Genomic DNA, 14,954 nt, shown 5'->3' on the forward strand with positions numbered 1-14,954 from the left:
TGAGCCTAACAAAAAGCGGTAATGAATACCGCTTTTTTGTTGGTTATTATTAACGTAAGTTTATTTTTTCGCCAGCCGGCTAACCATCAGCAAATCGGCAGTAATACTGGCGGCTTCCTCCAGAAAAGGATCCAGCTCACTGATAAGCTCTGGTGCATCATCCACTGACTCGACCTTTTCAAGCTCAAACCTTTCCAACCGTTCGTTTATCCGGGCCAGTTGCTCTGCTTTCTCTTTGTCACGCTCACTGATCCGCACGGCTTCTTTTAATGAAACCGTTTTCTCATCCTGACGTTTCTGATAATCACTGATATCAGATAACAGATAAGAAAATTCTTTTTCCTTGCTGATCCGCCGCTGATGCTTTTCCAGCAGAACCGGTACCAGTTCCTGGATATCATTAACACTGGCAAAGTTCGCCGGTGGAATAGAGTCCCAGGGTAAAGCATGTTGCTCCTTACTTTCACCCCACTCCGCCGGGTCAATCGCCGTTGGGAAATGAATATCCGGGATCACGCCCTGATGCTGGGTACTGCCACCGTTAATCCGGTAAAATTTGGCAATGGTATATTGCACACTACCTAACGGTTCTTCAAACATATCGTAAATCCGGCCCAGGCCACGATGCTGTTGCACTGTGCCTTTACCAAAGGTTTGCTCACCGACTATTATTGCCCGGCCATAGTCCTGCATTGCAGCGGCAAAAATTTCAGATGCTGAAGCGCTGTAGCGGTCTACTAATACTGTCAGCGGCCCTTCATAGTAACTTACACCATCCGTATCGGGTGACTCAGTGACTTTACCGTCGCCCTGTCTGATCTGAACTACTGGTCCGCGGTCAATAAACAGTCCGGTCAGCAAGGTGGCTTCCTGCAACGAGCCGCCGCCATTGCCTCGAAGGTCTATTACAATGCCATCAACTTGCTGTTCTTTTAACTCAACCAGCAACTTTTTCACATCTTCAGCGAGGTTATTGTAAAAACCGGGAATACTAATAACGCCGATATTCTGTTCAAACTCATATAGCTTCGGATCCAGCACTTCAGCTTTGGCTGCACGGTCTTCCAGCCGGATTTTATCCCGGACAATGGTGACAACCTCTGATTTGTTGGCAGCAATGTCACTGCCACCTAATACCTGCAAGCGCACTGTGCTGCCCTTAGGCCCTTTAATTAAGTCAACAACATCGTCCAGCCGCCAGCCAATAACATCGACAAAATCTTTGCTATCCTGAGCAACCCCAATAATTTTATCCTTAGGTTTCAGCTTCTGAGTCTGATCAGCCGGACCACCTGGCACCAGGCTCTGAATAACGGTGTAGTCTTCTTCCGCCCGCAGCACAGCACCGATCCCTTCCAGCGACAAATTCATTTCCTGCTGAAAACGATCGGCATTGCGTGGCGATAAATACGAGGTATGGGCCTCAATAGCCCGGCCAAATGAGTTCATCACTAACTGAAAGACATCTTCACTGTTAGTCTGACTGAGACGCTTCTGACTATTGCGATAGCGTTTGGTCAGGATCTCTCTGACTTCATCATCGGTTTTACCGGTCAGTTTCAAATTTAATGCATCAAACTTAACCCGTTGCCGCCATAGCTCGTCCATCTCAGCCTGATCGGCAGGCCATTGTGCATCTTCCCGATCATACTGGTAGCTATCGTCTTTGCTAAAGTCAAAATCCTGTGCCAGCAAACTTATTGCAAAATCAAAACGCTCAGCACGGCGTTGCAGCGTCTGATTAAACATGTCAAACGCGAAGTTTAAATTACCTTTATTTAGTCCATCGTCAAATTCTTCACGATAGCGCTCAAAGGCATCAACATCTGATTTCAGTAACACATTCCGGTAGTAATCCAGATTTTTCAAATACATATCAAATATGCGACCTGACAACTCATCATTAAGTTGTACCGGTACGTAATGGCCGCGGGTAAACAGCGCTGTTATCCTTTTGCTGGCTGTTGCGTGATGAGAGGCCTGTGCCACCACCGGCAACACTAAACTCTCTTCAGATTTTTCGGGCTCGGCATGCACAGCCAGAGCCATCATCAAACTTGCCGCTAAAATGGATAATTTTTTCATAAGCTACTCTGTATTTCTCAGGCCTGATACAAACTGTCCCGGTGGGTTTTGACCACCATTCCAGACGTCAGCTGCACGGTCACATCGTCTTTATGCACTTCAAGTACGGTCGCGGTCATCGGTGACTGGCCTAATTTTACCAGTACACCAGCGCCTACTTTAAGTTGCTCGTTCGCTACAGCTTGTAAAGCAGGTGCTGTTGCCGCCGGGGTAACAGGCTTAGTCACTGCTTTACTGCTTAGCTTAGTGCTGTTAGAGCTGTTATTTGCCGTTTTGTTCGGCTTTTTTTTGTAAGCAGGTTTGTCAGTAGCAGGCTTCGCTTTGGCTTTTTGCTCTGCTATCCGTGCTTTACGAACTTCAGCAGCTTTCTGCTTACTGTCCGTTAGGGTGTTAAGCGCATGATCAGCTTGCTGTTGATCAATCTGCTCACCGGGCTCACCTTTCAGATCTACGCGGGCAACCCCGGGCTGGATTGCTTCGAGATAGCGCCAGCTTGAGGTGTATACCCGCAGCGCCTGGCGCAACTGAGTCTTACTTACCAGACTATCCTGCTCCAGTTCGGCAGCAAGATCCTGAAAAATACCAATCTTCAGCGGTTTTGCTGCCCCTTTAACACTAAAACATAAAGGAAACTGCTGTGCCAGATAGGCCAGTACTTCTTTCACATTGGCCAATTTTCTGGTTTCACTCGGGTTGGCCGTCGTTTCATGCTCTGACGCAGGGGTATCGGCAGTCGTTAACGCTTCAGTGGAGGTTGTCATTAAAATTTCACTCTTCTTCATCATCTGCACTGATTTCTGGCTGTTCTGCATTTGCAGCTTCAGCATCATCAATGCCCAGTTCAATTTGTTGCCGCATATAGACCAAAGCCCAACCGGTCAGTTCATGTTCATCAACATCAAGCAGCACAGTATCATTACCTAATTGCTGCCAGAGTTGCGGCATTATCCGCTCAATCTGTTCCGTTGCCAGATCATCGGGTAAGGCGTCCCAGACAGCGTGAATAATACTGTTAATTTTATCGGTTACCAGCTCTTCTTCACCATCCCAGTCACCTACTTCAGATTCGTGCAATAAATAATCCTGAACGGTCAGTGCGTCTTTCATATGGCCCCGGACAACCGCTGTTCCAGCAGTTTAACTAAGGACTCTAAATGTTGCTTATCAACGCTATCAAATCGTGCCAGTAGCGGGCTGTCGATATCCAGCACTGCAACAATAGCGTTGTTATATCGCACCGGGATCACAATTTCTGAATTGCTGGCAGCGTCACAGGCAATATGTCCGGCAAACTGATGTACATCCTCCACCAGTTGCACCTCACCAGTAGCAACGGCGGTGCCACACACGCCTTTACCTACCGCGATCCGGACACAGGCAACCTGGCCCTGAAACGGTCCCAGCACTAATTCACCAGCACGCATAATATAAAAGCCAGCCCAGTTTAAATCTGGCAGACTGTTATATAGCAGGGCACTAAGGTTGGCCATATTGGCTATTACATCAGATTCATCGGCAATGAGCGCCTGCGCCTGCTGTAACAGCAAGTCGTATTGAGTGTGTTTTTCGCTAGACATCGGTTTGCGGTTTCAACTTACAGGTATCAAAGGCACTACATTACTTGGTTTGCCACTTAATTTAAACCTTTTTAGTGTGAAAGACTGCCTCGATCAGCATGAATTCTGCACAGAATTAATGAAACTGCTGATAATTCGTGCAACCCGCGGTTTCAGTCCGCGAATTGCAACGGATTCGGCGGATAATAACAGGCGGCAGTTTGCGGCTGATGCTCAAAAAAACGGGTATCTTTGTAGGGCAGTTTCATAAAGCCGCCAACCCCCTCACCGCTTATCAGCGGCACTTTGGCCAGAATGCTTTGCAGTAATGCTGCAAATTCCGGTTCAGCCGTATTGTCGAGTAAACGATAGTAGCTATGCACTTTCATATACAGCGGGGTCACTTCAAAAATAATACAGCCGGTATGGCGGATCAGGTTTAATCTGGCGATATCGTCCATAATGGCTTCCGGTAGCACCAGCTGCTCATCCGGATCTTTACCATCTTCAAAATAAGAATGCTGTTTGCTGGCCTCTTCCTGACTTAACACCGGCGCTGCCTGATAGTGTATTTCTGCGCCAGCGGGTACCACAAACGGCTGCTCTGTGCTGTCGCGGCTGATATGGATCGTATTGCGAGCATCAAATAAACAGGCTTTAAATACGCCTAATTTACCAATGGCTCGTGCCAGATTAACCACATTATTAACGGCATGATTAAAGGCGATTTTAAGCTCGCTATTGTACAGATTTAAACTGGAGTCGATATAGACACCGCTTGCCTGCCAGTGAATAGCCAGGCCACCTACCACCGGATAACGCGCCAGCCGGCCTACTGCTGCAATAAAGGCTTTCTCCGTTTCGCCCATGCCTTCCAGATAATTCTTATAATAACGCTCCAGTTGCACATCATCGACATAATGCAGGTTTGCATCTTCCTGGTGCTCCCGTAAAAACGATTTTCGCGACGAATAAACCACTGTATCAAGCTGCTGGCTCTGATTACTGCACCAAACCGGCAGCAATGGCATGTCGCTCAATAAGCGCAGCGGCGGCAATACCAACCGGCTTAGCTGCGGCATTCTGCTGATAAAATAATCACCGGCCTGCTGGCGCAACAACGGATCATCGGCCAGCATACTGTCAAGCATCGTGGCAAATTCAACCGGCAGACCCAGGCTTCGCGCCGGTATCGCCTGGCGGCCAAACCGGCAGGACTGCGCTGATGCCAGCGCGTATAAAGTACTGGCAACCCCCTGTTCGTCAAACCGGGGGCTGGATAACGCCCCTGCCCGCTGTTCAGGCCCGATAAAATATACATCGCCCATCCGGGCGTTGGAATGCTGTAAATCAGCCGACATCAGCTGCATTACATTATTGGCCAGAAACTGGCCCTGGCTGTCCAGCTGGGCATGGACTGACGAACCCCAGTCAATCAGGCTGATTTTGCCGGTTTGTTCATCAAACACCAGATTTGATGGCTTGATATCGCCATGAACTATCGGCGCACTGTTACCGTCTATTTGTTGCTGGCGTAAAAATAACAACAGCTGAGCTAACTGCACCGCAATGTCGATAATTAACCGTACCGGCAACCGCCCTACTTTCAGACTGTATTGTTCCAAATCGAGGCCGCTGGCCCGGCCCATCATTAAAATGCCCTGTTTTTTTATCACCTGATAGGTAATGTAAGACGGGATGGCAGGATGTTTCACCAGCGACAACATATAAGCTTCATCAGCAAGGCGTTCCTGAATATGCTGGGCTAAATTAATTCTGGAGAATTTAAATACATAAGACACACCATCCTGGCCGAAACCGGCAAAAGCAAAGCCATAGGCACCTTTACCGATAAGTTCTATCTGGCGATAACCAAGCTTTTCCAGCTCATCAATGCACAATGCCACCCAGTCTTTCAGTTTTTTGGCATCGTTGGCATTAAGTAAATATACCGACTGCTCTTCCGGGATATAAAAATTACGCAATGCGCTTTTATCAGATTTATCAGGCATAGGTATCCTGTTGCCGATAGCAAGGGCCAAACATCAGGCGATAACACAGCGCTCGGCTGCCCATTGGCGTAAGCGGGCAACCCGCTCAGCCATAACCACTGACAACGGCTGCGTTTCAGCCAGTTCCGCCAGTAAATGCTGTAAGCTGAAACCACCGCCGTCGCTGTGCATCCGGTAACTGGCACTGACCACCGCCTGCTCCAGTTCTGCTCCGGAAAACCCCTGCGCTAACGCCACGCACTGGCTTAGCTCAGCATCGTTCAGGCTTAACTGACGACGCTGTAAATGCAGGCTCAGCAGCGCTTTAATTTGCTGCTCATCCGGTAAATCAACAAAGAATATTTCGTCGAACCGGCCCTTTCGCAATAGCTCCGGCGCCAGTTCTTCAATATTGTTAGCGGTAGCCACCAGAAAAACCGGTTTATTTCGCTCGGCCATCCAGGTTAGTAAACTGCCTAAAATCCGCCGGGTAACGCCGTTGTCGTTATCGCCACCAGCCAGGCCTTTTTCAATTTCATCAATCCACAGCACACAGGGCGCCATCGCATCTGCCTGGGCCAGCGCCTGATTCAGGTTTTTCTCTGTTTCACCAATGTATTTGTTATACAGGGCTGCCATGTCCAGTCGCAGTAACGGTATCGCCCAGCCGCCGGCTATCGCTTTTGCCGTCAGGCTTTTACCGGTACCCTGCACCCCGGTCAGCAAAATGCCTTTGGGGGTATCCCGGCCATTTTGTTTAAACGCCTGTTCTCGCTGCTTTAACCAACGCTTTAAATTCGGCAGGCCAACCACTTCATCAAGGCTTTTGGTATCAAACACCTGGCTTAAGGTACCGGCGGTTTGCAGCATATTAAATTTCGCCCGGTTAATCCGCGGGATATCAGCACCGGTTATCGCGCCGTCATCTGCTATTGCTTTGTATGCCAGGCGTTTAGCTTCATCAAATGTCAGGCCATGTAAATTACTGACCAGTGCATTTACATCCGCCGGCGCCATCTCAGCTAAATGACCATGCTCGCGGCTGTATTTGCCGGCCGCTTCATTGATCATTTGCCGGATCTGCTGCTCGCCCGGCAGCGATAACTGAAAACGATAACTTAACCGCGCCAGCTCAGGCGGCGTATCTAAGGCGTAACTCAGTAAAATAACAGTGTGGCCAAGGCTGTCATGCGCCTGGGCAATTTCCTTGATAAAGCGGATATTTCGTGGCTCTGTTAAAAACGGATGAAAGTCGCACAGCACATAGATGCCGGGAATGCGGGTCCCTTTTATCTGAGCCAGCAACTGGGCCGGCTCGGTATTAAAAGCTTGCGGGCTGCTGTCACGATCGGTACGTTGCAGCCCGTCGGTAATGGTCCACTGAAACACCGGCCGCATTAAATTTACCGCCAGCCGTTTTATCAATGCCAGCGCCCGCAGCTCTTCATAGGTTTCAATAATAATTAACGGGCTTTTGGCCTGCACCAGCACTCTTAAATCTTCAAATTCGTACATCTGTAATCCCTGTACCGGCTGCAAAGCCAGCCATAAAAAAACCCACTGCTATCGTGGGTTTTTATCAGAAACGCTTACACTTGCCAACTGCTTAAATCATGTTTACCAGCATCGATGACGGTTGTTCCAGATACTGCTTCCACAGATTAGTAAAGCGGGCAATTGTGCCACCATCGATGATCCGGTGATCGCCTGACCAGCTTATCTGCATAAGTTGTCTGGCTTCCACTTCACCTTTGGCATTAAAGCGCGGCAGGGTCTGTACTTTACCGAGGGCCACTATCGCAACTTCCGGTTTATTGATAATCGGGGTGGCAACAGTGCCGCCAATAGCGCCAATATTGGAAATAGTAATAGTGCCTGCTTTTAAGTCTGCCGGACTTACCCGGCCCTCACGGGCCGAATCGGTTAAACGACCAAGCTCGCGGGCAATATCAACAATCGATTTCGCCTGACAGCCTTTAACATTTGGTACCAGTAAGCCCACTTTTGAGTCTACCGCTACCCCAATGTTATGCTCACTGAAATAGCGCAACTCAGTGCAATCGCTGTTAGGTTGGCTGTTCATTACCGGGAAGTCTTTAATCGCCAGTGACAAGGCCTTCATAAAAAACGGCATCATGGTCAGCTTCACGCCTTGCTTGGCATAACTGTCTTTCAGGCTTAAGCGCAGGGCGATAAGCTCAGTTAAGTCAATTTCTTCGCAATAGGTAAAGTGCGGAATAGTCGCCACTGAATCGGCCATCTGCCGCGCCATTGCCGCCTTGATACCTTTAATAGGCTCAACTCTGTCTTCAGCCTGGGCGTTGCCCTGAACCGGCGCAGCGGTTGTCGCTGAAGCTTGAGTTTCAGCTTTGCCTGCGGTTGCCGGCTTACCGTTACCTTCAGCAAACGCTTTAACATCTTCTTTGTAAACCCGGCCTTTATCACCCGAGCCCTGCACCTTCGCTAAATCAATGCTAAGCTCACGGGCCAGTCGGCGTACCGCCGGGCTGGCTAATGCCTTACCGCTATTAACTGCAGTAGTATTATCGGGCTTTGCCAGCGCGGCTTTGTTTTGCCCGGCACTTTCAGCCGATGTGGAGGCAGCTTGTGAGGCGCCAGCCGTTGCCTCGCCACTTACCTGCATCGCAAATAACGGCGAGTGTACTTTAGCAATGTCGCCTTTGGCGTAATACAGCTTACTGACCACGCCGGAGTATTTCGCCGGAATTTGCACCAGCGCTTTGTCAGTCATCACATCACAAACCGGCTGATCTTCGACAATGGTATCGCCTTCAGCAACCAGCCAGTCGACAATTTCACACTCAACAATACCCTCGCCAATATCTGGCAGAATAAAGTCTTCACTGCGACTGCCGGAAGCATCTGCACTGGTGCTGTGCTGAGCTGGCGCCGTTGCGGCTTGTGCTTTCTCAGCTGCCGGTTTTTCTTCGCTGGCTGCTGCGCCGTCGGCAATTTCCATTTCAAATAACGGTGCATGCACCTTGGCTATTTCACCCTTGGCGTAATACAGCTTACTGACCACACCGTTGTGCACTGCCGGAATTTGTACCAGCGCTTTGTCGGTCATCACATCACAAACCGGCTGATCTTCTTTTATCGTGTCACCTTCGCTAACCAGCCATTCAACAATTTCGCACTCGACAATGCCTTCGCCAATATCCGGCAGTATAAAATCCTGTTTCATGCCATCTCCTTAGAAGTTAACCGAGCGCATAATGGCTTCGTAGGTTTTAAGATGATCGGCAACGTATTCTTTTTCCAGTGCCAGCGGATACGGCGTATCTAAACCACATACCCGTTCAATCGGGCTTTCCAGATACAGGAAACACATTTTCTGAATGGTCGCGGCAATTTCGCCGGCAAAACCACCGGTTAACGGTGCTTCGTGGTTAATTACCAGCCGGCCGGTTTTCTGGACAGACGCGGCAACAGTGTCTGCGTCCCAGGGCAAAATGCTGCGTAAATCGATAACTTCACACGACACGCCCTGCTCTTTGGCCATTGCCACCGCTTTATCAACGATTTCCATCTGTGCACCCCAGGCAAGTACGGTTACATCCTTACCCTGTTGCACAACTTCTGCTTTACCCAGCTCAATTTCATAGTAATCTTCCGGCACTTCGCCGGTCGATGCCCGGTACAGCTTTTTCGGCTCAAAAAAGATAACCGGATCGGCACTGGCAATTGAGGCCAGCAACAAACCTTTTGCCTGATATGGATCACGCGGGATCACCACTTTTAAACCCGGAGTATGCGCAAAATAGGCTTCCGGTGACTGGCTGTGATAGTGACCACCGGCAATACCGCCGCCATAAGGACTGCGGAAAACAATTCCGCCAACATTAAATTCATTACCTGAACGATAACGGAATTTGGCTGTTTCGTTGACGATTTGATCGAACGCCGGAAAGATATAATCGGCAAACTGAATTTCGGCTACCGGCTTCATACCCTGCGCCGCCATACCATTGGCGAAACCGGCAATACCCTGCTCAGTTAACGGCGTATTAAAACAGCGCGCTTTGCCATATTTTTCCTGCAACTTACTGGTCGCGCGAAATACACCACCAAAATGGCCAACATCTTCACCAAAGCATACTACCGAATCATCTTTAGCCATGGCGATATCAAGCGCGTTATTAATCGCTTGCAGCATATTCATTTTTGCCATTAGTCCATTCTCCCCGACGTCACCGGATAGGCATCCGGGTATTTTCTGATATGTTGTTTTAATTCATCTAATTGTTGCTGCAATGCCGGGATCGGCTGTTGATACACATCAGAAATTAAATGTTCAATACCCGGCTTCGCTACTTTTTCGGCCACTTTCAGGGCGTCGAGTATTTCAGTGCGCAGCTGGTCAGTTTTGGCTTTGTCAGCGTCTTCATCCAGCCAGCCCTGTTTAATCAGCCATAAGCGGAAACGGGAAATAGGGTCAGTTTTACGCCACAGTTCTTCTTCTTCTTTCGAGCGATAACCGCTGGGATCATCTGATGACGAGTGAGCACCTAACCGGTAAGCCATTGCTTCAATTAATACCGGTTCATTGTGCTTAAGGGCGTGTTCACGGGCCATTTTTGTTGCCTGGTACACGGCCAGAATATCGGCGCCATCTACCCGGATTGCTTTCATACCATAACCCACCGCCCGGCAGGCAATGCCATCGCCGACAAACTGCTCGTTAGCCGGGGTTGAAATGGCATAGCCGTTATTGCGACAGAAAAACAATACCGGGGCTTTATGCACAGCTGCCATATTTAAACCAGCATGAAAATCACCTTCAGACGCAGCGCCCTCACCAAAGTAACAAATGGTGGTGTTGTCTAAGCCACGCAGCTTCTGAGCATAGGCATAACCGCTTGCCTGTGGGATCTGGGTACCCAGTGGTGACGAGATGGTCATATAATAAATATCTTTACTGCCGTAATGCACCGGCATCTGCCGGCCTTTACCGAGATCTTTTTCATTGGAAAACAGCTGATTCATAAACTGTTCCAGGCTAAAGCCACGATAGCGCAGTGCCCCCTGCTCGCGATATTGCGCCATAATCATATCCTGTTCGTCCAGTGCAGCAGCACTGCCAACAGTCGTCGCCTCTTCGCCCAGACACTGCATATAAAAGCTGATCCGGCCCTGGCGCTGCGCTGCCAGCATCCGTTCGTCCAGTACCCGGGTAAACACCATGGTGTCGTACATTTTCAGCGCAGTTTCTTTCTCAACGGTGGGTTTATCGGCACCGTCGTACAGGTTGCCATCGTCTTGCAGAATACGCAGAGTAGGAATTTTTAACGCATCACCGGCAGTAAAAGCTGCAGTATGCACCGTGGTGATGGTGGCGTTATTAGGGTTTGTCATAGCAATCTCTTGGGTTGTGGACACACTGTCGATTATCGTTATTTGCGGGGAACTTTACCTTTACGTAAACTGCATTGCAACCGTGCCCGGGCACAAAAAAACCTGACCGCCGGCTAAGCTGTCAGGTTATATTTACTGTCTGTCAGCCCTGCATTGGCGGGCAGCGCCGCCTGTCAGGCCAGATTATCAGCAACTGATGCCGGTACTACCATCAGCATGGCACGCTGGCCGATAGCAACTTTCGCATTCGGGAAAATTAATGCCTCACCTTCCTGCTCCACCCGGTATTCAATATCACCATCTGTGGCCAGCAAGGTACCTGGCGGATAACTGGTGAAGTTTTCAATATCATTAGCAAAATGCAGCTTAAAATCCTGGGTTTGTTTAACTATTGAACGATACACCTTATACATATTAAATTTTTCAGCATCAAAGGCGCCGGCTTTAACCGGTTCATTGCGAATTAACGCCCGTAAACTGCTGTCGGCACGGCCAAAACGGGCCATATCATTCTGGCCAAAAGGTTTAACCTTACCCAGTTCAATGGTAAAGGAATGTGCTTCATGTTCATTCGACGCATAGTAGCTGAAGGTCGTGGCTGGCGTTTGCATCAACAGCACGGTATGGACATCGCAGGCTGCCAGAAACGCAAACTCAGCCTTACGCCAGGGTTTGCCGTGTAAAAAAGGACATACCGCAAATTTTTCAAACCGTGAGCCGCGGATGGCGGTATGCAAATCATACAGACTTCGGTTACGCGTAGCTTGATTGGTAACGCGTGACTGCTGATAAAACTGACTGACATATTGCTCAAGCGCTTTAGCCCGGCGCCTTTCAGCGTTAATCAGGCCGGCGCCTTTGCTATGATGGCCCGAAAACAACCTATTCAGGTTTTCAGTAATTTCGCGTGAGCCAGCATTAATTGCCGGCGGATTTCCAAACAGCACCAGCAACCGGACGGACGGTGCTAATCGCTCATTCAGTATGTCTTTAACTATTGCCGCACAAATTTCAATAGGCGCCGTTTCATTACCATGCACCCCGCATGACAACACCACATCTTCGTTTGTTGCCCCGTAGGGTTCAAAACAAATAACCCCGCTGTCCCATACCTGCACTGACGTGCCGTTATCCAGAGTAAACTGAAACGGCGCCAGGCCATCAGGGTTATCCAGGGTAAGTTTAAGAAAATCTGCCGCAGGTATTAGTTGCGTTAGCATAAATGACGACTCCGTGCATTTGACAAATATAACAGCTAATAGCAAGCGTATTAGTGTTCAGTTTGCTGATATTCGACGACCTGATTCCGGCCCTTGGCTTTGGCCTGATACATTGCTTTGTCAGCATCAGCCAGTAATTGTTTTAAATCGTAGTTGCTCAATTCGCTGCCGCTGACCCCAAAACTGGCGCTTAGTGTAAACTGATGCTCATTGTGGCTGCAATCAATGCTGACGATAGCATCCCGGCAAATTTCAGCCAGCAACGTGGCTTTATCCAGCTCACAGCCCGGCATCATAATAACAAACTCTTCTCCGCCAATCCGGCCGAAAATATCGTTTGAACGCATAAACTGCTTACAGGTCTGGACAATTTGCTGCAACGCCCAGTCACCAGTGGCATGGCCAAACTGGTCGTTAATCGTCTTAAAATGGTCCAGATCGAATAAAATCATCGCCACAGGTATTTGTTTCGCCTGGCAATACTTTAACGCTTGCTTCGCCTGATTATTAAAATGGTAGCGGTTACTGATACCGGTTAACTGATCATATTCAGCCATTAGTTTAAAGCGCTTACGACCTGTCAGGCCGCGATAAGCCAGCACCAGCGCAATAAATCCGGTTAGCGTCGTCAGGATCAGCATTAAGCGACTATTTTTGGCTTCTTCCTTATAGATACTTTGCTGTAAAAACAGCAACTCGTTATCTCTGTCCAGTAAGTTTATCCGCTGATTCTTCAGTTCAATTTCTGACTTAACCGTATGATAAGCAATTTGCTGTGAGGTTTTACTGGCGTTAAATTCGTTTTCAATCTGCTGTTTGCGTTCCAGATAAGCTAACGCGTGCTGATAGTTCTGCTCTGCTTTGGCAATTTGATATAACGCGTCGTAAGCTTCAACCAGCGCCACATTATTAGGGCTAGCCTGACCAAATTCCAGCGCCTTATTTGCCAAGACAAGTGCTTTTTTTAGGTACCCTTCTTCTAAATATGCTTGCGCCGCCAACGCGTTTATCTGTGAGATCAGCATGGGATACTGTATCTGCTCAATTTCCTCAATATGTTGTTGAAAAAATGACAAAGCTCGTTTGTGATTGTTGTCGTTTAAAAAAGCTCGCATCAACTCTTTTCTGACAAGATTAGCAGGAATTATTTGTTTGGCTGCAATGCATTCATTTATGACGTTACCGGCCTCTGCTTCCATAAAAGCGAGATCATGTTGTTGATATTTAGCATCAATAGACGTCGCGCGAATAAGACAAGACATTTTGGGAGAGATGGCATCAAAGTCAATATAGCGCTCGTATAACAACGTTAAATCAAAACGTTCTAACTGATTGTATGTAAACATTACTATGACGATAACATTTGCCAATAGCTCTGGATCAGTAATACTTGGAATACTATCTATCAGCTGTTCAAAGTAGGAGAACCCTAACTTATAGTTGTTGGACAAAAAAAGAACGTTTACCGCCATAAGCTGAGCTCTGGTAGTAAAGACAGAATTCGACGTCGGATTTAATAATGGTGTAAGGGTCGGGAGTACTTTGTCATACTGTCCTTGTAAAGCAAACTCGTATGCGGTAAGTAACGTAAAGTATTCAATATCTTCTGGCTGAGTAAGCTTTGTATCCCTTATTTTTGCCAGCTCAGCTCTAAAACGAGGTAAATTTTCGAGTCTAATTTCGTCTAGCTCTGCTAACTGTTGCTGCACCGTTAGATGGCTTATAACATTTTCACCGGGCACAACATTGCCACTGTCACTAGCAACAACCGGTGCAGCAGTTGCTAAAAACAAAAAGTATAATGCTATTGAAAATGTTAGTTTGCTCAACAGCACCAATAGATCGCTTATTGCTGTTGAGTTCAACTTAGCTGGCCCGTTTTATCTCGGTATCGGTTGGCTCAGGGGTGTCCTCTGGCTGTTTGACCGGTTGTTCTGCCGGCTCATCTGATGGCGTCGGTTCTTCAGCAGGATATATCATGCAAACAATTTTATTTTTGGCATGAAGCAACCGGGCCAATGTAATCTCGTCTTGCTGACAAATGGCTTGCTGGATTGCCGGATCCAGATTTAACGGGTTAACAACTTGTTCCAGCTGAGTATCCGCCAGATGGCGCAGTGCTGCATCTTCACCCAACCGTTGTAATAACTGTAATACATTATTCATGCTGAACACCCTGTACGTTATTTTATTATTGTTTTTCTAATTTATAGTAATTAGCCTGCTTACAATACACAAAGCCCAGACCACTAACCAGCTTTTTTGCCGCCAGATTACCGTCGGTAATATTACATATTATATTATTGACTACGCTACGTTGCGACAACCTTTGGCACAAGCCAGCTAAAGCCTCCTGAGCCAGGCCTTTACGCTGAGCAGAGGGTAACAGCATAATGCCAACTTCTGCGTTAACGCTGGCAGCAGATGTTGTTGCATTGGCAGCTGTAAATGTGGCAGCCATTATGCCAACCGCTGTCTGAGCTGGCCGTTCAGCAATCACCAGAAAGAGCCGGCCTCCCGCCACGAGCTCGTCCGCTGCGCCGTTGTTATGTTGCAGCGCCGCCGCAAAACTGCTGGTTAACCGGGTATCAGTTAATGGCTCAGCAATCCATTGCATTATCTCTTTACTGCTAAAAAGCTGCCGGTAAAGTGACTGATCAGATGCGGTCATTGTTCGTACCTGCATCAATGGCGTATCAAAACAAAAGCTGTGGTTTAGCGGATTC

13 protein-coding genes are annotated in these 14,954 nt (G+C 48.2%); all 13 read right to left on the bottom strand.

All coding sequences use genetic code 11. From position 1 onward, the window contains the following. Nucleotides 1–60 precede the first annotated feature (60 nt). Nucleotides 61–2,085, bottom strand: a complete 2,025-nt coding sequence (gene prc, locus R3187_RS09360) for a carboxy terminal-processing peptidase (protein WP_318966528.1) — start codon at nt 2,083–2,085, stop codon at nt 61–63. A gap of 17 nt (nt 2,086–2,102) precedes the next feature. After that, nucleotides 2,103–2,846: an RNA chaperone ProQ gene (proQ, locus tag R3187_RS09365; RefSeq protein WP_318966529.1), complete on the bottom strand. Its 744-nt coding sequence runs from the start codon at nt 2,844–2,846 to the stop codon at nt 2,103–2,105. 7 nt (nt 2,847–2,853) lie between these two features. Further along, nucleotides 2,854–3,192 carry a hypothetical protein gene (locus tag R3187_RS09370; protein ID WP_318966532.1) on the bottom strand — a complete coding sequence of 113 codons (339 nt, stop codon included), beginning with the start codon at nt 3,190–3,192 and terminating at the stop codon, nt 2,854–2,856. Then, the gene (locus R3187_RS09375; protein WP_318966533.1) at nt 3,189–3,662 is read right to left on the bottom strand and encodes a GAF domain-containing protein; all 474 of its coding nucleotides are present in this window, start codon (nt 3,660–3,662) and stop codon (nt 3,189–3,191) included. Before R3187_RS09375 ends, R3187_RS09370 begins: the two co-directional genes overlap by 4 nt. Before the next feature lie 152 nt (nt 3,663–3,814). After that, nucleotides 3,815–5,653, bottom strand: a complete 1,839-nt coding sequence (locus tag R3187_RS09380) for a protein kinase domain-containing protein (protein ID WP_318966534.1) — start codon at nt 5,651–5,653, stop codon at nt 3,815–3,817. 33 nt (nt 5,654–5,686) lie between these two features. Next, complete coding sequence (locus R3187_RS09385) at nt 5,687–7,147, bottom strand: AAA family ATPase (RefSeq protein ID WP_318966536.1); 1,461 nt, start codon at nt 7,145–7,147, stop codon at nt 5,687–5,689. 91 nt (nt 7,148–7,238) lie between these two features. After that, complete coding sequence (locus R3187_RS09390) at nt 7,239–8,837, bottom strand: dihydrolipoyllysine-residue acetyltransferase (protein ID WP_318966538.1); 1,599 nt, start codon at nt 8,835–8,837, stop codon at nt 7,239–7,241. Between the two features lie 9 nt (nt 8,838–8,846). Then, complete coding sequence (locus R3187_RS09395) at nt 8,847–9,824, bottom strand: alpha-ketoacid dehydrogenase subunit beta (RefSeq protein WP_318966540.1); 978 nt, start codon at nt 9,822–9,824, stop codon at nt 8,847–8,849. Beyond that, nucleotides 9,824–11,008, bottom strand: coding sequence for a thiamine pyrophosphate-dependent dehydrogenase E1 component subunit alpha (locus R3187_RS09400; protein WP_318966542.1), 1,185 nt, complete (start codon nt 11,006–11,008; stop codon nt 9,824–9,826). The genes R3187_RS09395 and R3187_RS09400 overlap by 1 nt, the downstream gene beginning before the upstream one ends. Before the next feature lie 173 nt (nt 11,009–11,181). Beyond that, entirely contained in the window at nt 11,182–12,228 is a 1,047-nt protein-coding gene (astE, locus tag R3187_RS09405; RefSeq protein ID WP_318966547.1) for a succinylglutamate desuccinylase, read from the bottom strand. A gap of 50 nt (nt 12,229–12,278) precedes the next feature. Next, entirely contained in the window at nt 12,279–13,700 is a 1,422-nt protein-coding gene (locus tag R3187_RS09410) for a GGDEF domain-containing protein (protein ID WP_318966549.1), read from the bottom strand. A 394-nt stretch (nt 13,701–14,094) separates the two neighbouring features. Next, entirely contained in the window at nt 14,095–14,394 is a 300-nt protein-coding gene (locus R3187_RS09415) for a hypothetical protein (RefSeq protein WP_318966551.1), read from the bottom strand. Between the two features lie 25 nt (nt 14,395–14,419). After that, nucleotides 14,420–14,899 carry a GNAT family N-acetyltransferase gene (locus R3187_RS09420; RefSeq protein ID WP_318966553.1) on the bottom strand — a complete coding sequence of 160 codons (480 nt, stop codon included), beginning with the start codon at nt 14,897–14,899 and terminating at the stop codon, nt 14,420–14,422. Nucleotides 14,900–14,954: the final 55 nt, after the last annotated feature.

This window comes from Arsukibacterium sp. (assembly GCF_033721375.1).
Lineage (GTDB): Bacteria > Pseudomonadota > Gammaproteobacteria > Enterobacterales > Alteromonadaceae > Alishewanella.